Source organism: Sphingomonas sp. Leaf4, from assembly GCF_920939515.1.
GTDB lineage: Bacteria > Pseudomonadota > Alphaproteobacteria > Sphingomonadales > Sphingomonadaceae > Sphingomonas.
Window position 1 is genome coordinate 113,852 of sequence record NZ_CAKLBB010000010.1, and the last position, 26,205, is coordinate 140,056.

General features: G+C 64.3%; 25 protein-coding genes. 19 read left to right on the forward strand and 6 right to left on the reverse strand.

Translation table 11 applies throughout. The features are described from left to right. Positions 1–96: 96 nt before the first annotated feature. Positions 97–933, reverse strand: a complete 837-nt coding sequence (locus tag LRA89_RS15845; RefSeq protein WP_230771735.1) for a lytic transglycosylase domain-containing protein — start codon at positions 931–933, stop codon at positions 97–99. 626 nt (positions 934–1,559) lie between these two features. Between LRA89_RS15845 and LRA89_RS15850 the strand changes: the two genes are divergently transcribed. Then, positions 1,560–2,420 carry a DUF7146 domain-containing protein gene (locus LRA89_RS15850; RefSeq protein WP_230771738.1) on the forward strand — a complete coding sequence of 287 codons (861 nt, stop codon included), beginning with the start codon at positions 1,560–1,562 and terminating at the stop codon, positions 2,418–2,420. A gap of 39 nt (positions 2,421–2,459) precedes the next feature. Beyond that, positions 2,460–6,674, forward strand: a complete 4,215-nt coding sequence (locus LRA89_RS15855) for a strawberry notch family protein (protein WP_230771740.1) — start codon at positions 2,460–2,462, stop codon at positions 6,672–6,674. Between the two features lie 59 nt (positions 6,675–6,733). On the opposite strand, the gene LRA89_RS15860 is transcribed toward LRA89_RS15855, so the two are convergent. Continuing rightward, positions 6,734–7,252 carry a MucR family transcriptional regulator gene (locus tag LRA89_RS15860; RefSeq protein ID WP_230771742.1) on the reverse strand — a complete coding sequence of 173 codons (519 nt, stop codon included), beginning with the start codon at positions 7,250–7,252 and terminating at the stop codon, positions 6,734–6,736. A 188-nt stretch (positions 7,253–7,440) separates the two neighbouring features. Here LRA89_RS15860 and LRA89_RS15865 point away from each other — a divergent pair, with 188 nt between their 5' ends. From LRA89_RS15865 to LRA89_RS15925, 13 genes are all read left to right on the forward strand, one after another. Continuing rightward, the gene (locus tag LRA89_RS15865) at positions 7,441–9,636 is read left to right on the forward strand and encodes a ParB/RepB/Spo0J family partition protein (RefSeq protein WP_230771744.1); all 2,196 of its coding nucleotides are present in this window, start codon (positions 7,441–7,443) and stop codon (positions 9,634–9,636) included. Positions 9,637–9,726: 90 nt separating this feature from the next. Further along, positions 9,727–10,644, forward strand: a complete 918-nt coding sequence (locus LRA89_RS15870) for an ArdC family protein (protein WP_230771746.1) — start codon at positions 9,727–9,729, stop codon at positions 10,642–10,644. A 30-nt stretch (positions 10,645–10,674) separates the two neighbouring features. Further along, positions 10,675–11,283 (forward strand): DUF6927 domain-containing protein, encoded by a 609-nt coding sequence (locus tag LRA89_RS15875; protein WP_230771748.1) that lies wholly within the window; start codon positions 10,675–10,677, stop codon positions 11,281–11,283. A gap of 54 nt (positions 11,284–11,337) precedes the next feature. Beyond that, positions 11,338–11,970, forward strand: coding sequence for a DUF7007 domain-containing protein (locus tag LRA89_RS15880; protein ID WP_230771750.1), 633 nt, complete (start codon positions 11,338–11,340; stop codon positions 11,968–11,970). A 77-nt stretch (positions 11,971–12,047) separates the two neighbouring features. Then, the gene (locus tag LRA89_RS15885; RefSeq protein WP_230771752.1) at positions 12,048–12,692 is read left to right on the forward strand and encodes a hypothetical protein; all 645 of its coding nucleotides are present in this window, start codon (positions 12,048–12,050) and stop codon (positions 12,690–12,692) included. A gap of 4 nt (positions 12,693–12,696) precedes the next feature. Beyond that, complete coding sequence (locus LRA89_RS15890) at positions 12,697–13,977, forward strand: hypothetical protein (RefSeq protein WP_230771754.1); 1,281 nt, start codon at positions 12,697–12,699, stop codon at positions 13,975–13,977. Positions 13,978–14,147: 170 nt separating this feature from the next. Continuing rightward, the gene (locus LRA89_RS15895; RefSeq protein ID WP_230771757.1) at positions 14,148–14,468 is read left to right on the forward strand and encodes a type II toxin-antitoxin system RelE/ParE family toxin; all 321 of its coding nucleotides are present in this window, start codon (positions 14,148–14,150) and stop codon (positions 14,466–14,468) included. 22 nt (positions 14,469–14,490) lie between these two features. After that, entirely contained in the window at positions 14,491–14,790 is a 300-nt protein-coding gene (locus tag LRA89_RS15900) for a helix-turn-helix domain-containing protein (RefSeq protein ID WP_230771759.1), read from the forward strand. A gap of 143 nt (positions 14,791–14,933) precedes the next feature. After that, the gene (locus LRA89_RS15905) at positions 14,934–16,604 is read left to right on the forward strand and encodes an ATP-binding protein (protein WP_230771761.1); all 1,671 of its coding nucleotides are present in this window, start codon (positions 14,934–14,936) and stop codon (positions 16,602–16,604) included. Between the two features lies 1 nt (position 16,605). Further along, the gene (locus LRA89_RS15910; protein ID WP_230771764.1) at positions 16,606–16,800 is read left to right on the forward strand and encodes a hypothetical protein; all 195 of its coding nucleotides are present in this window, start codon (positions 16,606–16,608) and stop codon (positions 16,798–16,800) included. After that, on the forward strand, positions 16,797–17,711 hold the full coding sequence (locus LRA89_RS15915; RefSeq protein ID WP_230771765.1) for a hypothetical protein: 915 nt from the start codon (positions 16,797–16,799) through the stop codon (positions 17,709–17,711). The genes LRA89_RS15910 and LRA89_RS15915 overlap by 4 nt, the downstream gene beginning before the upstream one ends. Positions 17,712–17,781: 70 nt before the next feature. Then, the gene (locus LRA89_RS15920) at positions 17,782–18,123 is read left to right on the forward strand and encodes a hypothetical protein (RefSeq protein ID WP_230771767.1); all 342 of its coding nucleotides are present in this window, start codon (positions 17,782–17,784) and stop codon (positions 18,121–18,123) included. A 177-nt stretch (positions 18,124–18,300) separates the two neighbouring features. Then, positions 18,301–18,807 carry a hypothetical protein gene (locus LRA89_RS15925; RefSeq protein ID WP_230771769.1) on the forward strand — a complete coding sequence of 169 codons (507 nt, stop codon included), beginning with the start codon at positions 18,301–18,303 and terminating at the stop codon, positions 18,805–18,807. A gap of 511 nt (positions 18,808–19,318) precedes the next feature. Here the strand turns inward: LRA89_RS15925 and LRA89_RS15930 are convergent. Further along, positions 19,319–19,783, reverse strand: a complete 465-nt coding sequence (locus tag LRA89_RS15930; protein WP_230771771.1) for a hypothetical protein — start codon at positions 19,781–19,783, stop codon at positions 19,319–19,321. 202 nt (positions 19,784–19,985) lie between these two features. Here LRA89_RS15930 and LRA89_RS15935 point away from each other — a divergent pair, with 202 nt between their 5' ends. Next, positions 19,986–20,270 (forward strand): hypothetical protein, encoded by a 285-nt coding sequence (locus tag LRA89_RS15935; protein WP_230771773.1) that lies wholly within the window; start codon positions 19,986–19,988, stop codon positions 20,268–20,270. Positions 20,271–20,342: 72 nt separating this feature from the next. Here the strand turns inward: LRA89_RS15935 and LRA89_RS15940 are convergent, their stop codons facing one another. Next, positions 20,343–20,537 (reverse strand): hypothetical protein, encoded by a 195-nt coding sequence (locus tag LRA89_RS15940; protein WP_230771776.1) that lies wholly within the window; start codon positions 20,535–20,537, stop codon positions 20,343–20,345. A 521-nt stretch (positions 20,538–21,058) separates the two neighbouring features. Between LRA89_RS15940 and LRA89_RS15945 the strand changes: the two genes are divergently transcribed. Then, positions 21,059–21,619, forward strand: a complete 561-nt coding sequence (locus LRA89_RS15945) for a thermonuclease family protein (RefSeq protein WP_230771778.1) — start codon at positions 21,059–21,061, stop codon at positions 21,617–21,619. A gap of 125 nt (positions 21,620–21,744) precedes the next feature. On the opposite strand, the gene LRA89_RS15950 is transcribed toward LRA89_RS15945, so the two are convergent. Both LRA89_RS15950 and LRA89_RS15955 read right to left on the reverse strand, forming a co-directional pair. After that, a complete protein-coding gene (locus LRA89_RS15950) occupies positions 21,745–23,046 on the reverse strand; it encodes a type II toxin-antitoxin system HipA family toxin (protein ID WP_230771781.1) in 1,302 nt (433 codons plus the stop codon). Between the two features lies 1 nt (position 23,047). Beyond that, positions 23,048–23,293: a helix-turn-helix transcriptional regulator gene (locus tag LRA89_RS15955; RefSeq protein ID WP_230771783.1), complete on the reverse strand. Its 246-nt coding sequence runs from the start codon at positions 23,291–23,293 to the stop codon at positions 23,048–23,050. A 1,187-nt stretch (positions 23,294–24,480) separates the two neighbouring features. On the opposite strand from LRA89_RS15955, the gene LRA89_RS15960 reads away from it, so the two are divergent. Together LRA89_RS15960 and LRA89_RS15965 are read left to right on the forward strand one after the other, a co-directional pair. Beyond that, a complete protein-coding gene (locus tag LRA89_RS15960; RefSeq protein ID WP_230771785.1) occupies positions 24,481–24,930 on the forward strand; it encodes a DUF736 domain-containing protein in 450 nt (149 codons plus the stop codon). An 80-nt stretch (positions 24,931–25,010) separates the two neighbouring features. Next, on the forward strand, positions 25,011–26,189 hold the full coding sequence (locus LRA89_RS15965; protein WP_230771787.1) for a DUF2493 domain-containing protein: 1,179 nt from the start codon (positions 25,011–25,013) through the stop codon (positions 26,187–26,189). Positions 26,190–26,205: the final 16 nt, after the last annotated feature.

A 26,205-nucleotide genomic window follows, 5' to 3' on the forward strand; every position in this document is an offset into this window, starting at 1 on the left:
CCGATGCGAATGCTCCCCGGCGGGAGCAAGTGGTTCCGGCTGTGCGCATCACGTTGCTCATCTCGGGTGAAACGTCGGGTAGGATGATATGGCTGTTCAGAAGGTCAGGACGCTCGCAGCCGTTCTCGATATCGGTATGGGGAGCGTGGTGCTTGCAGTCTGCGACTGCGATGCCCCGCTTATCCGCGTCCAGTTGGTCAAGATGTTCGAGACATAGGCGCGTGTCTCAGGAATCGCCGGCACCGTTTTACCGCGAACCCGGCCGGGACCCGCGTTATATGCCGCCAACGCCAAGTGGAATTGGCCGAAACGATCGAGCTGCTGACGCAGATATCGGGCACCGCCGCGAAGGTTCTGGCTCGGATCATAGCGATCGACCCCAAGGCCCTGCGCGGTCGCAGGCATCAACTGGGCGAGGCCAAAGGCGTTTTTTGGTGACACCGCGAGCGAATTGTAGCCGCTTTCCCGCAGGATCATCGCGTCGAACAGTCCGACCGGGATTCCATGCTCGCACGCGATCGCACTCATCATGCCGTAATAGGCGGCACGCCGCCCCCCCGTAGCGCGATCGAGAAAGCCGCTCGGGCGCCATGCCATGGGCGTGCAACCCGGAGTAAACGCTGGCGGGGGGGCTACAATGCCCCCCCGCATCCACACCGGCGCGACGATCGCCGACAACGTTGCGATCCTTGGTGCAGTCGCCGGACCAGGACGAACAGGACTTTCTTTGGTAAATGAGGGAGTTACCGAGAATTCCTGCGCCATGCGGAACTCGACATAGCGTCGGCTCAGGTCGTGTTCGCGGAAGGGAACCGCGTCGCCAACGGTCGTAGCGTCGACCGCCGGGGCCGGTACCGATGTCATCGAAATCAATTCGACCCGCCTGACCGGCTGCTTCGAGGTCGCCGATGCCATGGCTGGTACCAGCGCCATGGTGCCCGCTATCCCCAGAACCGTCCGATTTCTCATCGTCCACCCTTCTCAATCCGTTCGAGGGAAAGGAGAATGGACCAGCAGAGAAGTTGTCAACCCTGCGGCCAGGGTCGGATATTGGCTCAGCGCACCCTAAACACACACTAATTCGGGCACGAATATACCGACATCTTTGGCTGATATGATGGTGGTCGGACCGAAATAATCAAAACGGATCGATATTCCGCCGGACCAGCGGGCATCGGGATTTAGGAAGAGGGGGGAATGGGGGAGCAAGCAGGAAGAAATTTCCATGCTTTGGCAATCGGTTGCCGGAAGGCTGCCGCATCACCCGAAAGGCATATAGCCCGTGCTCCACTTTATCCTATTCGTTCGCCAGCCAAACCATCCCGATCATAGCGGTGTCCATGACACGGAAGCCGAGGCGCGAAACGCGTTAGTCCAGCGCGTTCGTGCTCAGTGGCCAGCGGATAAACCATGGACTGGCGATGATTTCGCCGTGGAGGAGTGGACAAGAGAGGCGCAGGCCGTCCACCTCATCATCAAGGTGTGCTTCCGCAACCGTTGACTTCAATTATCAGGCCGATGTTTTGCATTGGTCTGATCGCTATGAACGGAACTCCCCGATGCCCGTCATCGCCCGCCCCCCCGAACCAAACCTGCGCGCCATCGTCGATGCTCTTGGCGGCACCTGGACCGGCTACACCGCGATGTGCCGCTGCCCCGCCCATGCCGACAACACCCCCAGCCTGTCGCTGCGGCAGGGCGATCGGGGCATCCTCGTCACCTGCTTTGCCGGCTGCGATCCGCTCGACGTTCTTCGTGCTATCGACGACATCTCGCTTTCGGGTCGACCGCCCCCGGCGGTGCCGGCTCATGCCGGGGGCACCGCCAATATCGAACGCCTTTGGAACGAGGCCCGCGATGTGCGCGGCACGCTCGCCGAACGCTATCTTGCCGCCCGGCACCTGTTGCCGGCCAACGAAGATCTGCGGTTCCATCCACGCTGCCCGCTCGGCGCCAAGCCGATGACCCGTTTCCTGCCGGCACTGCTGGTCGGAGTCCGCGAGGGCAGCAGCCTTGTGGCATTTCAGCGCATCTTCCTGAACGCCAACGGCAGTGGCTATACCGAAAAGGCAACGCTCGGGACGCTCGGCACTGGCGCGTGGCGCGGCGGCGGGATCGCAGCCACCATCGCGCTCGGCGAGGGCTATGAAAGCGCCCGCGCCTACACCCGGCTGAAGGGTGTGCCCTGCTGGTCCAGCTTCGGCACCCGCCGCTTCGATCTGATCGACGTCCCCGATACCGTGACCACGCTCATCCTCGCCGCTGACCGCGACGCTGCCGGACGCGCGGCGGTCGTGAAGGCGATCCGTCGATACTGTTCGGCCAAGCGTATCGTCCGCGTGGACTACCCCCCGGTCGGGTTCAAGGACTGGGCCGAGGTCCTCGCGGCACAAGAGGAGAGGGGGACAGCGGCAGGGTGAGCTGTCGGATGTCGGCAGCGACTTACCAAGGAACCTGCCATGTCCGACCTGTTCGATCTGTCCACCCCGGCACCCGTCGCAGCGCACCGTCTGCGCGAACTGCTCGCGACCAGCGCACCCATCACCCGGGCCGATCTGAACACGGCGATGCGGGCGGCGGGCGGTAGCGACGCCGATGGCAACTGGAGCCAGCGCGACAGCTTCGACACGCTCGAACATGCGCTCGCGCTGCACCTGCGGACGATGCCGGTGACGGGGCTGGATGGCGTTGCCGCTGCGAGCGCGCTGATGAAGCGGCTGCCGACCCAGACGGTGCGCAGCGAGGAGCAGATCGACCTGCAACAGTTCAGCACGCCGGCTGACATCGCCGCGCTGGCGGTGGCGCTGGCGGCGATCCGGCCCGACGACGTGGTCCTCGAGCCCAGCGCCGGCAACGGCCTGCTGATCGCACAGGCCATGGCATGCGCCGGCCTCCAACTCAATGAGATCGACCCGCACCGTTGCGACCGGCTCGCGGACATCTTCCCCGGCGTGCTGGTCACCCATCATGACGGCGCGGCGCTGGTGGCACATCACGCTCACCTTCCGCGTCCTTCTGTCGTTCTGATGAACCCGCCCTTCTCGCGCGGTGCCGGTGGTGTCGAGGATCCGCTGGCCGCTGAACGTCACCTGCTCGCAGCGCTTCGCCGGCTCCGCCCCGGCGGCCGGGCGGTAGCGATCATGCCCGACCGTTTCACACCGTCGTCACGGATGCGCGCGACCTGGGACAAGGTGCTCGCCGGCACCACCGTCTGCACCGCGCTACGCCTTGATGGATGCTACGCGAAGCACGGCACCGGCATTGCGGTCCGGCTCTATGTCATCGACAAGGTGCCGGGCGACACCACGGCGACCGTCGTCGAGCATGACACGGTCTCGGCGTTCGTGTCCGCACTGCACGTCCCGGTGCGCGCAGAGATGGTATCCGAAAGCACGAAGACGATGGCCGCCCCGCGCGTCGCCAGCGGCTCGCTGTTCGGTTCGGCACGTTCGACCCTCCCCGTAGCACCGCGCACTTTTCGCGCACCGGCGCGCAACGAGGTGCTGCCGGTCGGTTATACCGCGCTCGAAACACCCGCTGCGCTGGGCGATCAGGTTGGTGTCTATCTGCCGTATCGCCCGAGCCGTATCCGCTTCGAGACCGCCGGCGAGCATCCCACCGCGCTGGTGGAATCGGTCGCGATGGGCTCGATCCCCGCCCCGGTGCCCTCGCATATCGTCCATCTGCCCGAGCGCACCGTCACCGAACGCCTGCTGTCGTCGTCGCAGCTCGAAACCGTCGTCTATGCCGGCCATGCCTGGTCGCAGTTGTTGCCCGGCACCTTCCGCGTGGCCGAGAAGGGCGTCGCGCTGACGCTCGATCCCGAGGGTCGCGCGTATCGCAAGGGCTTCTTCCTTGGCGACGGCACTGGCGCGGGCAAGGGCCGCCAGGTCGCCGCTTGCATCCTCGACAACTGGCTGGCCGGGCGCCGTCGCCACATCTGGGTGACGAAGAACGAACCGCTGCTGGAGGACGCCCGGCGGGACTGGTCGGCGCTCGGCGGCATGGGCGGTGATGTCGTACCGCTGTCGACGTGGAAGATCGACGGCCGCATCACGCTCGACGAGGGGGTGCTGTTCGTCACCTATCCAATGCTGCGCTCCGGGCGCGGCGATGCGACCCGGCTGCGCCAGATCGTCGAATGGGCCGGCCCCGACTTCGACGGGGTGATCGCGTTCGACGAAGCGCACGAGATGGGCGGGGTCGCTGGCGGTGAGGGCTCGATCTTCGCCAAGGAGGGATCGCAACAGGGAATCTGCGGCGTGCTGCTCCAGCATCATCTGCCCGATGCGCGTGTACTCTACGCCTCGGCGACGGGCGCGTCCGAGGTCAACAACTTGGCCTATGCGGTTCGTCTGGGGCTGTGGGGACCAGAAACGGCGTTCGCCGACCGTGAGGCCTTCATCTCCGAGATCCGCCAGGGCGGGATCGCGGCGATGGAGCTGGTCGCGCGCGATCTGAAGGCGCTCGGCCTGTACACCGCCCGGGCGCTGAGCTTCGCCGGGGTCGAGTATGACGTGCTGCGGCACGAGCTGACGCCGCTCCAGATCGAGATCTACGACGCCTTCGCCGATGCCTGGGCGATCATTCACGCCGATATGGAGGCGGCGATGCAGATCACCGGCATCGTCGACGAAATGGGCGGGCGGACCCTGAACAGCGGTGCCAAGGCATCGGCGCGCTCGCGCTTCGAGTCCACCAAGCAGCGATTCTTCGGCCAGGTCCTGCTGTCGATGAAGCTGCCGTCGGTGATCGCGGAAACCGAACGGCACCTCGCCGCCGGGCAGTCGGTGGTGATGCAGCTGGTGTCGACAGCTGAATCGATCCTGACCCGTCGGCTCGACGCGATGACCCCGGAGGAGCGGGCCGAGCCTGACATCTCGCTCTCTCCGATCGAAACCGTAATCGACTATCTGATGCGCGCCTTCCCGACCCGGCAGATGGAGACCTACAGCGACGAGAACGGCAACACCTTCTCGCGACCGATGGTCGATACCGCCGGCAACCCGGTCCATAATCCGCAAGCACTCGCCGCGCGGGACGCGCTGGTCGAGCAGCTCTGCGCGCTGCCGCCGATCCAGTCAGCGCTCGATGCGATCATCGCCCATTTCGGAACCGACCAGGTCGCTGAGGTGACCGGACGCAGCAAACGCCTCGTGCCCGCCAGCGACGGACGGCAGAAGCTCGAAACCCGCAGCTCGCGCGCAGCGCAGGCCGAGGCTGCGGCGTTCATGGCCGGGACCAAGCGCATCCTCGCCTTCAGCGACGCTGGCGGCACGGGGCGCTCCTACCACGCCAGCCTCCATGCCGCGAACCAGCAGCAGCGGGTTCACTTCCTCCTCGAACCCGGGTGGCGCGCCGATCGTGCGATCCAGGGGCTGGGGCGCACCCACCGCACCCATCAGGCGTCGACGCCGCTGTTCCGCCCGGTCACCACCGACTGCAAGGGCGAGTTGCGCTTCACCTCGACGATCGCACGACGGCTCGACGCGCTGGGCGCGCTGACGCGCGGCCAACGCCAGACCGGCGGGCAGGGGTTGTTCGATCCTGCCGACAACCTCGAGAGCAGTTATGCCAGGGCGGCACTGGTCACCTGGTTCCACCTACTGAACGATGGCAAGCTCAAGAGCACGAGCCTCTCCGACTTCGTCCGTCGCACCGGCTTGCGGCTCCACGACGCCGACGGCGTGCTGGTTGAGGATCTGCCGCCGATCCAGCGCTGGCTGAACCGCCTGCTGGCGTTGCCGATCGCGCTGCAGAACGCGATTTTCGACGAGTTTCTGGCACTGGTCGAAACCCGCATCGCCGCTGCCCGCGACGCCGGCACCCTCGATGTCGGGGTCGAGACGATCCTTGTCGACCGCGCGACCGTGATCGAGGACCGCCTGCTGCGCACCGATCCGGGGACGGGGGCGACGTCGCATCTGCTGACGATCGAGATCGAGCGGCGCAAGAACCCGATCGCGCTCGAACGGATACTGAAGCTTGCCGATCAGGCCGGCCGATCTGGCGCGCTGATGCGCAACGCACGCTCGGGAATGGTGGCGCTGCGGCTGTCGGGGCGCCCGTGGATGGATGCCGAGGGTTTGGCGATACCGCGCATCGAGCTCCAGCGCCCGTGCCGCAGCGAGTATATGCGTGCCGACGATCTGTTCGAGAGCGCGTGGGAACGCGTCGACCGCGCGACCTTCGAGGCAGCGTGGGCGGCGGAGGTAACCGAGGCGATCGAGCAGACCGACACCGAGACGATCTGCCTCGCGACCGGCTTGCTCCTGCCGATCTGGTCGGCTCTGCCCTCCGACCACATGGCGGTGAACCGCATCGTCGACCGCGACGGCCGCTCGTGGCTGGGCCGCCTCGTGTTCGAACAGCATCTGGTGCAGCTCTACGGCAAGCTCGGGCTCGCCAGCGCTGAGGCGATGCCGCCGGCCGCAATCGCTCGGGCCGTCCTGTCCGGGCGCAGCGTCGAGGTCTCGCAGCCGTTCGCGATGACGATCCGGCGTTCGCTGGTGAACGGGCAGCACCGCGTCGAGCTGGTCGACGCTCCGGCTGCCCGCTTGCCTTGGCTGAAGGCGCTCGGCTGCTTCACCGAGATCATCCAGTATCGTACTCGTGTCTTCGTACCGGCCGACGATGCCGAAGCAGTGCTGGCCCGGATTTTCACCGCCGCCTGAGGGTTCGCCTCACCGCCTGGTGTTCGTCCATCGTGACCGTTGGTGCCGGATGTCCTGTTCTACTCGGCGTTGGCCGGTGCCGCGGTCTTGCCACCGCGACGCGTCCTCGCCGGGGCGGCGGCTTCTTCATCCGACACTGCCTCGGCCGCCTTCGCCTTGGTCTGGCCGGGCTTGCGGCCAAGGCCGATCCGCTTGGCCATGTCGCGGCGGCTCTCGCTGTAGGTCTCGGCAACCATCGGATAGTCGGACTTCAGGCCATAGCGCTCGCGATATTCGTCCGGGGTCAGGCCGTGGCCAGACAGGTGGCGGCGCAGCGTCTTGTACGGCTTGCCGTCGATGAGGCTGATGATGTGGTCCTTGCTGGCGAGCGACTTGCGCACCGACACGGCAGGTACGTAATCGGTAGGAGCAGCCTCCGGTGTCGGCTCCTCCGCCGCGCTACCGAGCGCGGTGACGGTCGCGTACATCGACTGCAGGAAGGCGGGTACGTCATCCGCGGCAACCCGCGTGTTCGCATTGCCGAGCCAGGCGACGGTCAGTTCGGTGGCCAGTTCGACGGCGCTGAGTTCGTTGGTCATCAAGTCTTCCGGGTAAAGGATCATTGGCCGCATTACGGTCATGCAAGGCATAGCCTGCGTATCCGTAACGGCAATAGTCATAAATCATGATACGTCGAAACGATCCGATAAAGGACGAGGCTTGGGAGAAGAGGGGAAGGAGGGTTTTCGTCCGGAAATAGCCGGTCAGGAAGCAAGGAACCCCTGCCATGATCCAGAGCGTGAAACTCTCCAAACTGCGGCCGTCGGAAAAGAACGTGCGCAAGACCGGCGAAGATCTGATCGAGCGCATGATGGCGAGCGTCATGGCAAACGGCATCCTGCAAAATCTTCTGGTAGCGCCGCTGACCAAGCCGCGAGGATGCTTTGCGGTGATCGGCGGTAGCCGTCGCTATCGCGCGCTGATGCTTGCGGTCGAGCGTGGCTTGATCGTCGCCGAGGACTATGATGTGCCGATCAAGGTGCTGAATGGTGACGACGCCGCGTTGAGCGAAATGTCGACCGTCGAAAACTTCGAACGGCTTGATATGTCGCCCGCCGACGAGTGCCGCGCGTTCCAGCATTTTCTCGGCGACAGCGGCGATATCGAGGCGGTGGCAAAGCGCTTCGGCGTGACGACCCGCTTCATCGAGGGGCGTCTGCGTCTTGCCGGGCTTGCCGAACCGATCTTCGACGCTCTCGCCAGCGGCACGATCAGTCTCGACATGGCCAAGGCTTATGCCTCGACCGGCAGTCACGAGCGCCAGCTCGCGGTCTGGGAGGGCTATGGCCGCAACAGCTACGCCAACGCCGATACCGTCCGCCGTGTGATCGCCAACGAGGCGTTGCGCGCGAACGAGCCGGTAGCACTTCTGGTCGGTGCCGATGCCTATGTCGCCGCCGGCGGGCGCATCGACCGCGACTTCTTCAGCGAGGGTGGCGACAAGTGGATCGACACTGAGATCGCCCAGCGGCTCGCGGCAGCGACGATGGAGGCCGAGGCGAAGCGGATCGGTGCCGAAACCGGCCTCGCATGGATTCGCCCGATCGCGGCGATGAGCAGCTGGGAGGCGGCGCGCGAGGTTCACCGGGTTCATCTGCCCCGTCAGCCCATGTCCGACGAGGCGCGTGCCCGGATGAATGAGATCGACCTCAGGATCGATACGATCGCCGGCGAGATGAACGGGGAGGACGTCGAGGAAACCCGCTGGGAGGGGCTGGAAACCGAGATCAAGGCACTGACCGCCGAACGTGAGATCGTGGCGGCCTGTCCGCGTATCCTGCCCGACGAGCTGCGCACCCGGCTCGGCACCTTCCTGACGCTCTCGCAGGACGGCAAGATGCGGCTCGATGACGGCTATTATAGCGAAACCCCACTGCGCGTGCATGCGGTGACGCAGGAGGCCCAGAACGGAGAGCAGGACGGACAGGATGACGACGATACGGCCCCGACCGGCGATGAAACCACAGCCGCGCCGACGTGGCGGATCGAGGAAGGTCCGGTGTCGCCCGACAAGACCGCATCCGTGGACCCGGTCGCCGCTGCCCCCGGCGGCAAGGCACTGAGCCAGACGCTGCAGGACCAACTGTCGGTCCAGCGCCGGGACGTGCTGGGTGCGGCCCTTCTCGCCAACCCGACGCTGGCGCTCGACTATGCGTTGTTCATGATGGCCGACGGCCGCGAGACCGGCGGGGCGCGGTCGGGCAGCAGCATTCGTGCGGGGCTGCCGCAGGATCCGGTGGCGCGCTCGGCGATGCCGTCGTCGCCCGGCGCGGTTCTGCTCGACGAGGCCCGCGCCGGCCTTGATGCCGCATGGTGCGAGCATCACAGCGATCTGGACCGCTTCGAGGCGTTCCGGGCGCTGGATGATGGTGCCAAGTTGGGCTGGATGGCATGGCTGGTCGCCACCTCGCTCGAGGCCAAGGAAGGTTATTCGACGAAGCGGAACCGGCTCCACGCCCGGCTTGCGACGCACCTGAACCTCGATGTCGCGGCATGGTGGCGTCCCACTTCGGAGAACTTCTTCGACCGCGTGCCCAAGGGCTCGCTCATCACGCTGCTCCACGATGTCGGCGGCCCGGCACTGTCGTCGCGGCATGCCGCGGCCAAGAAGCCCGAGATCTCGGCATCGTGCCATAAGCTCTTCTCTGGCGAGGCGATCGTCGAGGCCGACGTCAAGCACGCGGCGCTTGCCTGGGTGCCCGCCGCGATGCGGTTCGACGACACGGCGATCGTGGGTGATGACGATCTGCCGGTGCCGGACGATCTGCTGGCGGATGACCTCGACCTGCCTGCCGATATCTATCTGATGGGCGAGGATCTGCTGCTCGATGCCGACGACGCCGGCTTGGCCGCGATCGACGAAGAGGGCGTGGCTGCAAACGACCATCACGACCATGGATACGAGGCGGTCGCCGCCGAATAGCGCCGGCATCGCTGGAACGTCGCCGGCATCATGGAATGACCGTGGTGCCGGCGACCCGTTGCTCTCTTCCGAACCCGAAGGCTTCACGCGATGCTAGCCCCAACCCCGCGCACCCGCGATCTCGCGGCCGAAGTGACGCGCGCCATCATCACCCGGATCGAGGCGGGCACAGTACCCTGGCAGCGTCCGTGGTCGCTCACCGGCGAGGGCGGGCGGCCGCTGCGCCACAACGGCACGCCCTACCAGGGGGTGAACTGCCTGTACCTGTGGGCGATCGGCGACATGCGCGGCGTCCGCAGCCGCTACTGGATGACCCGGCGTCAGGCCGAGGCGATGGGCGCGCAGGTCCGCACCGGGGCCGAGCCGTCGTTGTCGGTCTATGCCTCGACTTTCCGTAAGTCCGGGCAACCGGCTCTTGGTGGTGGCAGCACGCCCGGCCGGCTGATCCGTTTCCTGCGCCACTATGTCATCTACAGCGCCGACGATATCGATGGCCTGCCCGCCTGGTATCATCCGCGCGAAATCCTGCCGACGCCTTTGCTGCTGTCCGAGCGTCAGGAGCGGATCGATGCCTTCTTCGCCGCAGTGCCCGCCGATGTCCGCCATGGCGGTGATCGTGCCTATTACAGCCCGCTCGGCGATTACATCCAGCTCCCCCGGCCGCATCACTTCCGCTCGGCCGATGCCTATGCCTCGACCCGGGCGCACGAGACGCTGCACTGGTCGGGCGGGCGGACCCGCCTCGACCGTACGTTCGGCAAGCGCTTCGGCGACCGGGCATATGCGTTCGAGGAATTATGCGCCGAATTGGGTGCATCGATAATCTGCGCTGACCTTGGGCTGCCGACCGAGCTGCGTGACGACCATGCGGGGTATCTGGCCCATTGGCTCGGCGTCCTGCGCGCCGATACCTCCGCGATCTTCCTCGCCGCCGCCAAGGCCGAACAGGCCTTCGCTTATCTGCGCGGCTTCTCCGCCGCGGCGACGCCGCCTGCGCTCGCCGCGTAATTTAGCTCCATAAATGAAAGGAATAATGCAATGGGATGGCTGTTCATGAGCGTCGGAGCCATGAAGGGGCACGACAGCCCCAAGGCGTATCTCGACGACCAGTTCACCTATCAGCGCGATACGCCCGAGGGCAGCACGGGCTTGCGGGTACTGGCCTCCGCTGTCGTCGGCGTGCGGACCTACTACGCCGCGGTACAGGCCACCGTGAACGGCGAGGGTCGTGAGATCTTCGCAGTGGTGTGCCTGGTGCGCTGGAACCCGCGTAATGCTCAGGGCGAGCATTTCGGGTACAAGGACCTCGACGAGACGATGGGGCCGTTCGAGGACGAATGCCCCGAGCGCATTATGAAGCTGCTTTCCCCGACCGACAATGAATCGGCATTGCAATGGCGCCGGCGCTGCCTCGCCAACCTGCGGTTGCGCGCGCGGCCGATGACCGAGGGCATGCGTATCCGCTTCGCCACCCCGATCTCGTTCACCAACGGCTATTCCGGGACCGACTTCATCGTCGCGAAACGTGGCCGACAGATCACGTTCCGCTCACCCGAGGGCGGCGGACCCTATCGCATCGGCAACGTCCGTAAGCTGGCGTGGCAGCCGGTCCCGGTGACGCAGGTCCACGCGACCCGGTTCGCCTGAGCGATCCGGCTTCAGGAGGAGAGAGGGAGGGCAGGGGGTGCAACCCGATCAGGAGTGATCCCTATTCCCCGTTTCCAGCACAGCTCCGCGCCGGCCTTCACGATCTGGGGTCCGCCCTACACCACTACCGAACGCCTTCCCGGTATCTGGCACGTGACCACCGCCAGCCATGGCGGCTTCGTCCTGTCCGATGAGCGCCAGGCGGCCATGCCGGTGGCGTTGCGTTGCATGAGCGTGTTCTACGAGGAAGACGTCGAGTGGACGCGGGTCGTGCTGGCGTTCGAGGCCGAGCGGCGCGCCGCAGGTGATCCGTTCCTGTCGATCGAGTTGCCGATCGCACATCAGATCGCGCGTAACTGGCTGCCCGACGCCTATGGCGCGTTCACCGGCGAGACGATTGCACCCCGCGACAGCGATGTCTTGCGCCGGCGTGCCGCGTACCAGGCGGCGATCGGGCAGTATGTCGCCGGGGCCGCGTGGGGCGATTGGGCGGACTGGGTGCCGGCGGGCAAGGTCGGTGTGGTCTTTCGTCAAGTCGAGAGCGTCGATGCACTTGGGCATGCGACGTACACGGCGGGGGAGAAGTGGGGCCTGGTCGACAAGGTTCGCTATGCCGATCGCGTAGACGGCGACACCTTCGAGAGCCTTGGAGCGATACAGCTCGACAGACCATCGAGCCGCTCCTGAACCGATCGGCCAGGAGAGGAGGGGGAAGGGAGATTGCACGCGCGGGAAAGCGCGCGGAGCAATCGGAGCCAGTCCCCATGATCCTCGACACCGTCCAGCGCCATCGCCAGTCGCTCGATCCCGCCGCGCTGACCAGCATCACGACCACGCTGCGCGCCCTGATCCGCGCGGTCGAGGATTGCGACCGTGTCGGTGTCATGCCCGAGCACGACCCGGCGACCATGTTGCTCGCACGCCATCTCGGCCGCATCGGTGCGCGCGACTTGGCGGAACCCATACCGCGGCAGGACTGTCGTCGCCAGATCGCCACCAGCGTCGACGAACGATTGCTGCTGGCGATCGCCGAGGCCGGTCTGACCGACGATGGTATCATCCAGCGTTTTCACGAACAGGCGCGCCTCGTGCTGTACCGCCTGGCTTCGGCGCTTGGCGGCGCGATCGGGGCGTTCGAGGTGCGCACACACCTCGATGTCGGCCTTACCGGTAGATCGGTTCTGCATGGAGACAGCATCTGCGTGACGCTGGGGTTCGGCTACACGCGCGACCGCTGCACTATCGGCTATCGCCAAGTCCGCGGGCAGCGCGATGACTGCGGCGGACGTCCGTATCATACCGGCCTGAGCGACCTGCTCGATATCCCCGCACTGGCGAACCGTATCATCAATGATCTTTGCCTGCCGGCGGTATCTGTATCGACCCGCGTCATTGCCCAGGCGGCGTGACGCGATGACGACCGAAACCTTCCGGCCGGGCGACCCCGACCATTGGCTTGCCCGCGGCCGTCCGATGGACGAGGCGCACGCACTGGCTGCGATCTGGCGTTCATTGCCAGACCTGCCCGTCGATCAGCCGCTCGATGCGCGTCAGACCAGAACCCGTCAGCGGGTCGAGGCGCTGCGCCCGTTCCATGATGCGATCGCTGCCGCCACCGAGGCGAAGCGCAAGGCGACCAACTTCGCGTTCATGGATTCCAAGGCGGACGAAGGCACCATTTCGGACCATGACCTTGCCATCCTCACCGCCCGCGACCGCCATGGGCTGGACTGGGACGACGCGGTCGCCTTTGCCGATGGCTGGTACACCGCTCATGCCGGATGGGTCCATAATCCGCGCCCATGGCGTAGCGACCGTCGAGGCAACCTCTGTCGTGTTGCTGCCTATGATCTCGGCTTCGTCGACGGTGGGGGTGACGTCGCCGACCCGTTCGATGCCGCGCGTCGCGCCAACCTCGCTGCGTTGCGCACGGACAATGCCCCACGCCCTGCAATCGCGCCCGTGCGGGCACGGCCGTTGCCGAGCGACTGGCCGATGCCCGGCGACAGTGCCCGTCCGGTGTCCTGGTCGCGCCGGCTCGCGATCATCGGCGATCCGGCATTGCTTGAGCGCGTGCTCGATCACGCGGGCACGGCAGGAATGACAGTCGTCGCGATTGGGACCGACGGCTTCGTTGCTGGCGGCGTCGCCGACCTGTCCTGTCCGCTGACGACTGTTCGTGCCGACGCGATCCTTGGGAAGCCGCGTCATCGTGCCGCGTTCCAAGCCCTGATAGCCGGTCGTGAATTTGATGACGTGTTGGTCGCAGCCAGTGGCGAGGCGCTGCGCATCGTCGACGCCATTGCGGACGTGTTCCCGCTCTGTCGCACGATGGAGCGCACCCGCAATTCCGTGCTCCAGCAGCGCGCGCAATTGCGGCTGTGGCTGGGCCGCGGGCGCGGCGCCGGCAACAGCATCGGCGGTGGTCACATCCGTTGGGGCAAGACGCTGCCGTTCCTCAGTGGCAGGCTCGGCGAGTTCACCGCCCGCCATGTCGGGCCAGCGCCGGTGCGTGGGCATCTTGTGCGGATCGAGACTGCATCGGGCAAGCTGGCGCACGGATATGCCTTGCCGGACGGTACACCGCTCGATCCGACGATCGTCGTGATGAACAAGGCACGATTGCGTGAAGTGATGGGGCAGGGGCTGCGCGCATTTGCCGGTTCGACCCGATTGATGGGTCTCACCGCGTGACCATGCCTTCGGCAACACATCACCTTGACCATGTACCATATATGGTGCATGGCACCCATGCCGGACGGCTGTCCGGTGGTAACGCCCCGCGGGGCACCATCGAGGGCATCATGCTCTCTGTAACAATGGAGACCGCCTTATGAGACAAAAATTCAGAAAGGAATTGCGTTATGATAAAGGTGAGGTTTTGGCGAACAGCTAACGGTAACGATGTCGTAGCAGACATCATCCGGGCGCTTCCTGTCGAGGATCGCAAGATCGTCGGACGAGATTTGATGCGCTTGCAGATCGGCTATCCGATGGGGCCGCCACTCTGTAAACCGATCAGTCCTCCGGTTTGGGAGCTTCGAAGTTCGCTACCGTCAAAACGGGAAATGCGATTGCTCTATCGATTTGAGGCCGAAACGCAGCAGATTGTCGTCGTTCATGCTTTTATCAAGACAACTCGAACGACGCCGAAAGCCGCCATTGCATTGGCACTGAAGCGATAGAACGAACAAGGAGTATGTATACATGGTAGACGAGCAGGGTCATGTCGATCCTCGCGATCTTACGAGCCTCGACGACCTCTTGGACGAAGACGGTATCCGTGAAGAAGTCACCGCCATGGCGATCAAATGTGTGATCGCGGACGCCCTTCGCGGGGCAATGATCGATCACGGCCTCACGAAGAAGGCGATGGCCGCGAGGATGCAGACGAGCCGTCAGCAGCTCGACAGAATTCTCGATCCCAACGAGTATAATATTACGATCGACACCTTGGCCCGCGCGGCGAGGAGCGTCGGGCGTGAATTGAAGGTGGAGTTGGTTTGACGCCAGCTCCGCCTTTTTGATTGCCTGAAGCTGTCTGGAAGCCGCTCCGATCCAGTCTGAAGCCGCGCCTGACGATGGAGGAGAGGGGGGAGGGGTGAAGGTGTCGCCGGGGAATAGTCCCGGCCTTGCCGGAGACCTGCCCCATGTTGCCGCTCACGATTCATGCCAGCGTTGCGCCCGAAACCATCTCGAAGGTTGGCCGCCTGTTCAACGGCTCGCTCGAGGACATCCTGACCGAGCTGCTCCAGAACAGCCGTCGTGCCGGTGCCACCTCCATCGCCATCACCGCCGACCTGACGGCCGATGACCCGATCCTGACGATCGCCGACGACGGTCATGGCATCACCGACCCGTCCTCGATCCTGACGCTCGGCCGTTCGGACTGGTCCGACGATACCCGGCGTCGCGAGGACCCCGCCGGCATGGGGGTGTTCTCGCTTGCCGGGCGCGCGGTCACGGTCCGCTCGTTCTCCAACACCGCCGGCGCTGGATGGCGTGCCGACATACCGGCCGACGGTTGGGATAGCGGGCAGCCGATCACCGTCCTCACCGATCCGATTGCCTGCGGAACCGAGATCTCGCTCGCAGTGCCGAAACACTGGCACCTGCAACTCGCCCAAGCGGTCGCCCGGGTCGCGCGTTACTATCCGCTGCCGGTGTCGTGGAATGGCCGTGAGGTCGAGCAGCAGGAATGGCTCGCCAACGCGGTCCATGTCGAGGAATGGAACGGTAGCCGCATCGGGGTGATGCGTGAGATGCCTTCGCATTATCGCAGTGTCGATCCGCGGCTGAACTTCCATGGCCTCATCATCGGTGCTGCGATGCCCATCGTCACCGAGGTCGATCGAGGTCGCCACTGGACGGTACGGGTCGACATCCTCGACACACCGGATTTGCAGCTGGTGCTGCCGGCCCGCAAGGAGGTGGTCCAGAACGACGCGCTGACGGCGCTTCGCGCTGCCGCCCATGCGGCGATCTTCCGCGCGATCACGGCGTTGGGGTCGCACCGCCTGTCCCATGCTGACTGGTGCGTTGCGCAGGGCATGGGGATCGAACTTCCCGAAGCGGACGCCTATCTCGAGGGTTGGCGACCGGCCATCGCTGACGGCGATTCCTACGAGGGTGGAGCGCGCATCACCGGCTTGGCGATGACGGTGATGCCCGAGCTGGATGCGATTATCGCGCAACCGGTCGCGCGCTGCCTGACGCGGCATAATCCGGTCGATGCGCCACTGGTTCACCCTGAAGCGCGGTTCGCCGGGTATCACTGGTACGACACACTGGCCCATGTCGAGGACGTCACCTTTCGCGTCACCCTCGGCGGCCAGGTCGCGACGATCGACATCGGCGGGGACGCAGACACGCGCCTCGATAGCGGTTTCGTCGACGCGATCGAGCTGGTCATGGCCCTGTCCCATGCCGGTGCCAGCGTGACGACGGTGACCGCAACCGACGTCGCCTTTGCCAGCGACTGCTGGGGCGGCAATGAGCTGGACGAGGTCGGCCTGTTCGTCGTGCGGGGCTGCGATGCGAATCCGAGCGACGTGCTCGACCTGTTCGAACGTGCCATCTTCTCGGCCAACACCGACAGCGATTGCGATAGTCCTTCGACCCAGAGCAGTGCCTTTCGCGCCGAAGCGGCGGAACGGATCACCACCCTCATGGTCGGCGCGGACGCAGCGATCGAACAGCGGCTGCGCGCGCTGATGCTCGAATGCCGCTGGTTCATCCCCAAGGGCCGCGCGGTGACGATCCGGCTCGATGCGACCGAAGTTGCGGTATCACTGTCCCCGGTCGAACTGGCGGCGGCCTGAGATGGCGCGGTACGATCACGCGGTCACGATCGCGTTCAGCGTCATCTCTGACGATCCGAACGGTCTCGACTTCACCCCCATGGCACTCCGGGCCGCGCTGTTCGCCCGCATCGCGGCGCTGAAGCTTTCCGACGAATGGCTCGAGGCGGTCGACGCACCGTTCGACACCCACCCGGTCGACGAGGCGACAGCATGATCCCGCCGCCCCGTGTCCTTGCCTATGGCGTCGGGGTCGACAGCACCGCACTGCTGGTCGAGCTGGTGGCGCGGGGCGAAACCCCGGATCTCGTGTTGACGGCCGATACTGCGGTCGAGAAGCCCGAAACCTATGCCTATCTCGACGTCATCGGGCCGTGGATGCGGGCAAGGGGCATCCACCATGAGATCGTCTCGTACCAGCCCAAGCGATTCAAACACTGGCCCCCCTATTACGGGCTGCTGGAAATGTGCCTGACCAACGCGACGCTGCCGAGCAAATCGCTCGGCGGCAGCTCGTGCAGCCTCAAATACAAGAAGGCACCGCAGGATGCCTTCCTGCGTTCATGGCCACCGGCGATCGCGGCGTGGGAGCGGGGACAACGCGTCGTCCGCCTGATCGGCTATGACGCCGGGCCGCGCGACACGCTCCGCGCGAACCACGCGCTCTCGATCGACGACCCGCTCTACGATTGCGAATATCCGCTGCGCGACTGGCGCTGGGACCGCGACGCCTGCACCACCCGGATCGAGGCCGAAGGGCTGCCGGTTCCGCCGAAGTCGGCTTGCTGGCTGTGCATCGCCAATAGGCCGGCGGAGATCCGCGCGCTGCCGGCATGCTGCCTGCGGCTCATCGTGCTGGTTGAGGCGCGCGCGGCGCCGCGGCTGCACACCGTCGAGGGGTTATGGCGACGATCGACCAAGGCACGTCCGGGATCGATGACGCTGTTCATCCGCCACGAACGGTTGCTGCCGGCAGACGAGATCGACCGCATCGTGCGCGATGCTCCGACCGAGCTGATCCGCTTCCAGGACGTTGCTGCGACGATACCGCTCGGCGAGCGGCCGACGATGCGCGACTGGCTCGATCGCTTTGAGGCCGGACTGCCTGCCGTGGCGCTCGCCGCCTGACTGCACCCACCCTGACAATTCCGATCGGTATACGATAACTGCTATCGTTGCCCAACCTGAAGGACTGGACATGAGCCGCCACCAGCTTGCCGCCCATCCCGATCGACCTGAGGTGTCCCATGCCGTGATCGGATGGGACAGACCGCTTGCCACCTATTTCGTTCAGGTGTTCTCGAAAGGATCGAGGGAAAGGGTGATCTTCTGGCAAGGCACCGCGCCGGGGGAGATCCCGACCGCCGAGGCCGCGATCGCGCTGGCAGAACCGTTTACGGTGATACCCGACGACCTTGCCGCCCGGCTGCGACGCGACTTCGCCGAACAACCCATCCGCCCGCCATCGCATCCGTTGGTCGGCAGGCGGGTGCGTATCCGGCGTGAGGGACAAGCCGATGTCGAGGGCACGATCGTCTAATCCCATCTGGCAGGCTTCTTCGCGCGGCTCGACACCCCGGCGCCGGGGAAGGGAGCGGGGACCATTCTCGTATTTCCAGGGGAGATCGAACTTCTGGATCGTTAAGGTGCGGTCACAGCGGTATGGAGAGGAGGGGGCGAACAGATTTCGGATCACACATGATCCGGGAGAATGTTCATGCCCCATCGTATCGACTTCGGCGCCGGCCCCGCCAGCGAGGCGTGCGCCCAGCTCGGCCGTACCAACGACTTCGCTCGCCTCAACCGCCTGGAACTGGTCGCATACCGTGCCGCGCTGATCGCATGCTTCGGCCCGCCGCCCGAGGGCTGCCATTTCGGCATCCAGGATAACCATCACGACTTCGGCACCTATCGCACCCTGGTCCTGTCCATTGATCCGGTGATGGCAGACGACCAAACCGTCGTCGCCTATGTCGAACAGGTCGAAGGCGGACTTGCTTCGTGGATCGAGGTCGGACTTACCGCACCGGTCGAATATGATGCCCGGTCCCAGGCCGTCACCGTGCGCGACCTGCGCGATGTCATCGTCTCCGCGCTGCTGGTGACGCGTCCTACCACTGACGGCAGTTTTCCCGTCGCCGATTTCTCGACCCTGCATGGCAACCTCACGGCAGCCTGGCCCGATGAGGCCGCCGCCGCCCGCGCCCGGGTTGCCGATAGCTGAAAAGGAAGATCACGACCCGTAGCCGTATCGACCACCTGTGGCGGTCCGAGCGGCAAGGTCATGCGACGCAGTCTGAATCAAAACGGGATCGCAGCGGTAGCAGCCGCCACGATCCCGCCCTCGAAGGGTCTCCATGTCACCATGAGACCGGGAACCGTAACGCATCCGATATTGTCGGGGTTTCACCCACCGGCACCGGTAGCGTCCGTCTGAAGCCACTTTGGCACAAACATCCTTAACAAAGGACGAATAACCCATGCCCTTGTCACCCATTCGCGCCCGGCTCGCGTCGTTCGAGCACGCTTATGCCATCGCCGTCCAGCAGCGCCGTCACGGTGGCGAGGAATGCTTCGTCATCGGCACCGGCGATCCGGTCCAGCCTCATCGGGTCACTGCGACACCGCCGGCTGACACGGCATCCCTGTTCGCACACGTCGCGTGACAGCCCGAAATGCAACACGGCCACGCAAGGTCCCCCTGCGCGGCCGTGAAAATGTCGGTTGATCCGATATCAGGCGTCGAACGGCGATTCGACCGCCATCATCTCCGACACCGATCCGCTGGCGCCGTGCGGCGAGGGCACCCGCGGCACCGCGATGCCCGCTTCGTGCATCTGGCGCACCATGCCCGCCCGACGCAGCGCAAGCCCCTTCAGCCAGCCCAGTTCGACGAACGCCTTGCCGACCTCGAGCCGGTCGAGAATGTACCACAGCCGCATCTGCAGCGGATTGCGCGCATCGAGGACTGCCTCCGCCATCAGGTAGCCCTCGCCATGCGTGATCTTCTTGCGACGGTCGTTCTGGAGCGCGAGGAACGTCTCCAACAGCTCCTGCGTCGAATAGCAGGCTTCGTCATAGCCGCTGCCCACTAGCGCGCGTGCCAGCAACCGCCGCGTGATCGAAAGCTGCTCGTCCTTCATCGCGTCCATCAGCGGCAGATCGACATTATAGTCGTGCAGGAAATCGGTCGGTTTCATCGCGGCAGCCTCCTTCGGTCGGTACACCCCAGCTAGAACAATACGGGAACATAGGTCAATAGGGCTGTCCTATTTTTTTGGTAGCAGCCTGACTTCCTCACGTCCGATCTCCCTTTCGTGCTTTCGACAACAGGAGAAGAGGGGGCGGGGAGGGCAGGGCGGGCGGGTCATTGTGACCCTGTCCCCCAACGGCAACCGAACCATGCGCCATATCCTCGCCTTCTACGAAACCGACCGCGCCTATGGTGGATCCGAGGAAGGCGGATGGTACTTCGACTGCGGCACCTTCGTCCGCGCGATCACCATCCATACCAGCGAGGATACCGCGCTCCGCGTCATGGCCCGTGCCAACCGTCTCCTCGATCGGCTCCAGCGCTACAAGCTCCCCGTCGATTCCTGCATCTACCGGGGCGGGCGGCATCGTGTCTGCGTGTTCGATGGCATTCCCCCTGCTCGATTTCCCGTCGAGCGTCCGCGCTACTCCTAATTTCGACGCGGCTGCGCCAATCCCGACTGGCGATCCGAAACGGTGCCGTCATGGCGACGGCACCGATCACGATCACCTGACAGGTGTTGCTCCCGACGTGCCGCATTTTGCGAACTTGCCCTTGGCGTCCTTGCACTTCACCGGCTTGGCAGGCGGAGCGGGCGGGCACTTGATGAATTTGCCTTTCGTATCCCGGCACGGGGCGGCGTTGGCAGGAACAGCGGCGATCAACGCAAGCGACACCGCGAGCAATACTGACTTGAGCATGGCAACCCTCCAGATCCCATATGGGCGCCCGGAGTATCCATCCTGCGCGCACCGCAGACAAGGATTCGCTCTAGACCTCGCTTTGATCGGTCCTAAGGGTGGCAGGGCATTTGGACAAAATGTTGCGCAAGGGTGCAAGATGAAACGGCGGGAATGGGTGCTGTATATCGAACTGACGGTATTCGTGCTTATCACCGTAGCGTCCTGGCTATCATTCCTGTGGGGATTGTTCGCGTAGCGATGTGCCCCTTGCTTATCGTCCTAAGCATCCAGGTCCCGATTTGGTAATGCGATGACAGCCAACAACAGCATGAACACCGTTACTGGAATAATGGTCACGTAGACCACAACCATCCGCACGCGATCGTTCATTGTTCCGCCTCAGCAAGATAGTGGGTGTCGAGCTGCCACCTGATTAACCGCCGGCCGCTCGGTGGTGCAAGCTTTGACGCGAGCCTACGACTTTTGTCAGATGATGACATCGCCTTTCATCGAAAATGCCAAGCTGCGAGAACCACGCCATGCCGTTCGTCACCCTTGCCTGTATGCTTATCGCCGTCGATGGCGACACCCTTCGCTGTGGCGAGGAGCGAATCCGTCTCCTTGGCATCGATGCGCCCGAACTGCCGGGACACTGCGCTGAGGGCCGCCAATGCGCACCCGGCGATCCGTTTGCGTCCAAGGTCGCGCTGGAAACAGCGAGCCGCGGCATGGCCACCATCGAGCGGGTCGGCCGTGACGTCTATGACCGTACCCTCGCCCGCATCCGTGTGAACGGCGTTGACCTCTCCTGCTCGCAGATCGCGGCGGGTCACGCGATCTATCGGCCCGACTGGGATCAGTTTGCCCTCGTCGGGACCGACTGCGGCCTCTTCAAACTCGGCGGCCGGGTACCAGCGGCTGTGGGACCGCGCCGGTCGGCGCAACCGCCTGCCACGCAATCGGGTGCCACCTGGAGCTACCGCAACTGCGCCGAGGCACGACGTGCCGGCGCGGTTCCCTTGCGCCGCGGAACCCCGGGCTATGGGCCGCACATGGATGGTGACGGTGATGGCGTCGCTTGCGAACCCATTAGGCGGTAATGTTGCTTTGACGGACTTTACTTCGTCTACAATCCGTTCCCGTTGTCGAGCGCCTACTCCGCTTTTCTATTGAGTCGGTCTGATAATAAATGTTATGTAAAATACATGATGCGATTAGGTGTTGTTCAGAGTAATTCGATCTGTCGAATACGGGCACGGATTGCGATACCGATCGGATCGATCAGTGCCGCCGGTGTTCCCGCTGGCATCTGATGGACCGCGCGCTCGAATGCCGTTTCGGCAGTCGCATTCAGATTGCCAAAAACATCCCGCGTTGTTGCCGTACCGTATCCACCGCGTGCTGCACTTTGAAGGAAATGTCGCGGGGCGATTTCATCGAGACGATAGCGCCGCTTATCGCCCACCGCCATCGCAAGCCGCATCTGCCGTCGATCGACCTGCTGCGCGGCAAGGCTCGGTTCGGCTGAGAGCACATCATATAGCGGCGTTGCGACGAAGCGGGCACCCGGCCGCAAATGAATGCTGAAATTTTTGGCATGGCCATCGGTCGCGCCGATCAGCCAAAACGCAATCATTGCCATCATCACCATTCGGCGGTCCCGTTCAGGGTGATCGCTGGCGGCAAGCAGCCGCAACATGTCGACGATGCCTGGACCACCGTGATCCTCGTATTTCTGCACCGGTGATACTCCCAGCGCCTGGCACATATCTTCCTGCGGCACGCGCAGTAGGCGGCCATCGCGGGCGATCATCCGGTCGAACCGTTCTACGACCAGTACCGGGCGATTACCGAACGTTTCGATCCGGGTCGCGGCGACTGGCAGGCCCAGTTCGCGAAGGAAAGTAAGGCACAAGTGCTCGTTTGCGACGCTGTGCGACAGGTCGATGCCGTTCGGCAATTTGCCGATCGGTGGTTTGAAGATGTGGGTCGTAGGCGTGCTCCCGACCGGCTTATGCCATCTCCCTTCCCACCACAATAATGCGGTCTTCTCTTGTGCTCCTGCGATCGAAATACGAAACGCATCATCTCGGGTCAGACCAAGCGGCGCTCGTGCAAGATTAGCCAGCAACATTGCGACCTCGGCTTCATCGAGCGATTCAGCGTCGATAGTACCGGCGGGCGCAGCAGTTTCCCCTTCGGGCAGGAACTGGAGCGCGCCAACGCAATCGCGTCCAACCGCTGCTAGCAAGCTATACGGGTCACTTCCTGCCGCTCCCACGCGGCCGGCGATACGGCGGCGGATATCCTCGTTGTCGGGTAGCAGATTGTCAAATACCGCGTTCACCGCGGCACCACTGTAGCGCAGCGTGTCTAGCGGCAGTGACAGCGATACGGGTATCGCGTGTTCCCAATCGAGCCAGTCGCGAAAATATCGAAAGTCGATCGCGCCATTGGCAGAGCGCGACAGCAGCCCTACCCGTCGGCCGTTCAGTAATACGTCGAGTGCAGATGAGCGACCCGCCATATCAAAACAAGGTATCAAGTGCGGGTACCATATCGGCCCGTGTTGTTAGTTGCAGGTCGAGATTGAGCACCGTCAGCACAGAAAATACTGTATCGAGCGTCGCTCCTTCACCGTTCTCCAGCGCCGAAATAGTGGCCTGTCGCAAACTGGTGCGTTGACCAAGTTCCTTCTGAGTGAGTCCGGCGCTGCGTCGCGCACGACGAAGCGCTTCGCCCAATAGCTTCGATGATCGAACCGACGTACGCATTTGTTCCCCATACGCTTTTACGTATCTAGGTGCAATATACGGAAAATCGTTTAATCAAGCAATATACGTAGAAGCGTATATGGGATTGCTAGCGTCGCATCCTCCATAGTATGGCAGAGCGGCATCAATATATTTGCGTTATTCCCTTCCCCCTCCCCTCCCCCTTCGGGTTCATGCGTATCGCTTAAAAGGGTTGGCAAAAACCGGTGGTGAGTACTGGCGACCATGTCGCTAGATGTCCGGCCGCCAAACTTCATATACAGCTACTGCAATTGCACTAAAGTACAGGCGCTGGAGCCTCCACTTGTGTCGTGGATGGCTAGGTTACGGCCCACACGCGGATAACGGTAGCGGCGTTTGCAAAGCCGTAAGGCGTTAATGCAACAGCTATGTACCCAAACGTCATATTTGAGATCGGGGCCACCCCGCCCACGGGCGGGGCCGGGCTCTAGTCGGCCAAGGCCGACCGGAGCCACGCTGAAGCGCGTCTCCGCCCTGGCGGGTAACGATCCCTTGTCCGGCACGCACCGGCAATCACAAGCGCCGTCCCCGGTCCTGAACGCGAAGGATCCGGCCAGACGGCCGTTCTCCGTCTGGCCCGTCACACCTGGCGCCACGTTCGCCGCCGGCAGCCTGCGGCTGTGGAATCATGCGCTCGTGCGCATGATGTGCCCCTTTTGGGCCAATGATCTCATCGCACCCTTCGCCGCCTCTCAGTGTCTCTGCGTGGCAGACCCGTCCGGCGGGGTCGGCGTCAATGCGGTATCGCCCGCATGTGCGGGCGATGCTTTTGTTCGTTTGAAGACGCCTCAACAAGAATACCGGGCCTGACGGCCCTACGGTTTCCACCCCGCAAGCGGGGCGGAGCCTCCGTCATTCGTGTTGACCCCGCCGGCCGCGCCCGCCGCTTGAGCCCCTGCGAGGACGGCTCCGGGTGCGATGAGATCACAGGCCGGGGCTTCGCCCAACGGGGCAGTCTGGCAATAGTATTGACCGAAATACGGTCAATGCGTTGTTTGATTAGTTTTCATGATGCTCGGACTCACCGTGTACGATGACTTTGGCGTCAAGAAATCAATGCGCTTCAATACTTGAAGGGGAGGGGGTAAAAGAAAGATGCCGGACGGGGAGAGGCCCCAAAGACCGGTGGCAAGGGGGAAAGGCCCCCGACAGGATGGAGAAGTCAGATGAACATCGGTGAGTTCAAGATGGTTCGCGGCCAGTTGCTGGGTTCTGTCGCCACGGTCAGCATCGACCTGCCCCGCCTCGGCCTCAACCCGACCGAAAGCGAGAACGATCGCGCCCCGCGGTTCGAGATCATGGCGTTCAACGGCAAGCGGTGGGTGCAGATCGGCGCGTTGTGGGAAGCCACCAGCAATGCGAGCGGCGAGGTGTTCTATCAGGGGCGTCTGGACGACCCGAGCATGGCTGAACCCCTCCCGGTGATGCTGTTCGGCGACGAAACGGATGGCTACCGCGTCGTCTGGAACCGTCCGACCCCGCGCCGCGAAAACTTCGACGGCACCCGCCAGAACCGCCGTCCGCGCCGTGACGACGACTTCGGCAACGGTAACGTCGGCAACGACGGCCGGATGATGGCCGACGAACGCGAGCTGGCCGAAGATTTCACGATGTAAACCACGAAAGAGACGGGCGGGGAGAGCGGCTGAAACGCTCCCCCGACCCTGACCGCCTGCCCTGCCAATGGAGTGATGCAATGACCAAGCCGACGACTGACCGCCGCTTTAGCAACTTTTCCGACATGGGCGAAGCCCTGAACGGTCGCGCCGCCGCCGCCCGCAAGGGCTGGGAAACCCGTCGCGCCAAGGCCGCGCGGGGCGACACCCCCGATTGCGACCCGGCCGACGACATGACGGCGGACGGCACCACCGGCAACCCCGCGCTGGACGCCGAAATCCGCGCCGCCTTCCGTACCGAGGCAATCAACGACGCGATCCGCGACGACACCACCAGCGCCGGTTTCCGCGAAGCGTTCGGCGACGTCGGCGAGGTGCAGATCATGGAGCCGGGCGGCGAGCGTGAACAACTCGATATGCCCGAACCGGTCGAGGCGGAGTTTGACACCCGCGCCATCATGACGACGCTGTTCGACCTGTTTCGCGATACCCGGCTTGAGCCGTCCGCGCAGGCGATCGCATGGGGTTTCGTAAACAGCTTCCACTACGAGGCGCAGAAACTGGCGCGCGAGGAAGACACGCTCGCCCGCGACCTGCTGGAAATGACCCGCTGCTATGATCCGTCGGAGATTTACGCGGTCGAACTCGAAGAACTGCAACTGCGCTGTCAGACCAAGATGGAGCAACGCGCCGCCATCGAATGTATGCGCGACTATGCCGCCGACTGCTACCGGGTGATGACCGGGCGGCCATGGAGCGCGGCGCGCGGAACCACGGTATCCAGCGCGACCACCGCCAGCCAGATCGCCGCCGCCGATTTTCTGAAGGCCCGCGCCACCGCACACCGCGAACAGCGCGCGCCGACCGGTCCGATCGTCGTGTTTTCCGGCGGGCAGGAATGGCACGACTTCCAGCAGCTTTACGACCGCCTCGACGCGATCAAGGCGCGCATCCCGCACATGACGCTTTGCACGACGGCACAGCGGAAAGGTTGCGACGCCATTGCCGCCGCGTGGGCCGCAAGCCGCAAGGTTCCGCTGGTTGGGTTCGTGCCCCAGATCGCGCGTTACGGCAACCGCGCCGGGTTCGTTCGCAATGAACAACTGGTCAACCTTCATCCGGTCGAGGCGATCGTTTGCCAAGGGTCGGGGCTGCAATCCAACCTGCTCGCCGTGCTGAAAAAGGCGAACGTCGCGACCCATGCCTTTCGCTACGACGCACAGGCACCGGCCCCCGCCCAGCAGCGCCGGGCGGGCTGATCCGAACACGGGCGGC

Bases quoted from the DNA above. Each gene is read 5' to 3' on its own strand.
- LRA89_RS15855 (WP_230771740.1), top strand. From the start codon at position 2,460: ATGTCCGACCTGTTCGATCTGTCCACCCCGGCACCCGTCGCAGCGCAC.
- LRA89_RS15960 (WP_230771785.1), top strand. From the start codon at position 24,481: ATGAACATCGGTGAGTTCAAGATGGTTCGCGGCCAGTTGCTGGGTTCT.
- LRA89_RS15910 (WP_230771764.1), top strand. From the start codon at position 16,606: ATGGCGCGGTACGATCACGCGGTCACGATCGCGTTCAGCGTCATCTCT.
- LRA89_RS15875 (WP_230771748.1), top strand. From the start codon at position 10,675: ATGGGATGGCTGTTCATGAGCGTCGGAGCCATGAAGGGGCACGACAGC.
- LRA89_RS15905 (WP_230771761.1), top strand. From the start codon at position 14,934: ATGTTGCCGCTCACGATTCATGCCAGCGTTGCGCCCGAAACCATCTCG.
- LRA89_RS15955 (WP_230771783.1), bottom strand. From the start codon at position 23,293: ATGCGTACGTCGGTTCGATCATCGAAGCTATTGGGCGAAGCGCTTCGT.
- LRA89_RS15865 (WP_230771744.1), top strand. From the start codon at position 7,441: ATGATCCAGAGCGTGAAACTCTCCAAACTGCGGCCGTCGGAAAAGAAC.
- LRA89_RS15915 (WP_230771765.1), top strand. From the start codon at position 16,797: ATGATCCCGCCGCCCCGTGTCCTTGCCTATGGCGTCGGGGTCGACAGC.
- LRA89_RS15860 (WP_230771742.1), bottom strand. From the start codon at position 7,252: ATGACCAACGAACTCAGCGCCGTCGAACTGGCCACCGAACTGACCGTC.
- LRA89_RS15950 (WP_230771781.1), bottom strand. From the start codon at position 23,046: ATGGCGGGTCGCTCATCTGCACTCGACGTATTACTGAACGGCCGACGG.
- LRA89_RS15885 (WP_230771752.1), top strand. From the start codon at position 12,048: ATGATCCTCGACACCGTCCAGCGCCATCGCCAGTCGCTCGATCCCGCC.
- LRA89_RS15925 (WP_230771769.1), top strand. From the start codon at position 18,301: ATGCCCCATCGTATCGACTTCGGCGCCGGCCCCGCCAGCGAGGCGTGC.
- LRA89_RS15845 (WP_230771735.1), bottom strand. From the start codon at position 933: ATGGCGCTGGTACCAGCCATGGCATCGGCGACCTCGAAGCAGCCGGTC.
- LRA89_RS15965 (WP_230771787.1), top strand. From the start codon at position 25,011: ATGACCAAGCCGACGACTGACCGCCGCTTTAGCAACTTTTCCGACATG.
- LRA89_RS15850 (WP_230771738.1), top strand. From the start codon at position 1,560: ATGCCCGTCATCGCCCGCCCCCCCGAACCAAACCTGCGCGCCATCGTC.
- LRA89_RS15870 (WP_230771746.1), top strand. From the start codon at position 9,727: ATGCTAGCCCCAACCCCGCGCACCCGCGATCTCGCGGCCGAAGTGACG.
- LRA89_RS15935 (WP_230771773.1), top strand. From the start codon at position 19,986: ATGCGCCATATCCTCGCCTTCTACGAAACCGACCGCGCCTATGGTGGA.
- LRA89_RS15930 (WP_230771771.1), bottom strand. From the start codon at position 19,783: ATGAAACCGACCGATTTCCTGCACGACTATAATGTCGATCTGCCGCTG.
- LRA89_RS15895 (WP_230771757.1), top strand. From the start codon at position 14,148: ATGATAAAGGTGAGGTTTTGGCGAACAGCTAACGGTAACGATGTCGTA.
- LRA89_RS15945 (WP_230771778.1), top strand. From the start codon at position 21,059: ATGCCGTTCGTCACCCTTGCCTGTATGCTTATCGCCGTCGATGGCGAC.
- LRA89_RS15920 (WP_230771767.1), top strand. From the start codon at position 17,782: ATGAGCCGCCACCAGCTTGCCGCCCATCCCGATCGACCTGAGGTGTCC.
- LRA89_RS15900 (WP_230771759.1), top strand. From the start codon at position 14,491: ATGGTAGACGAGCAGGGTCATGTCGATCCTCGCGATCTTACGAGCCTC.
- LRA89_RS15890 (WP_230771754.1), top strand. From the start codon at position 12,697: ATGACGACCGAAACCTTCCGGCCGGGCGACCCCGACCATTGGCTTGCC.
- LRA89_RS15940 (WP_230771776.1), bottom strand. From the start codon at position 20,537: ATGCTCAAGTCAGTATTGCTCGCGGTGTCGCTTGCGTTGATCGCCGCT.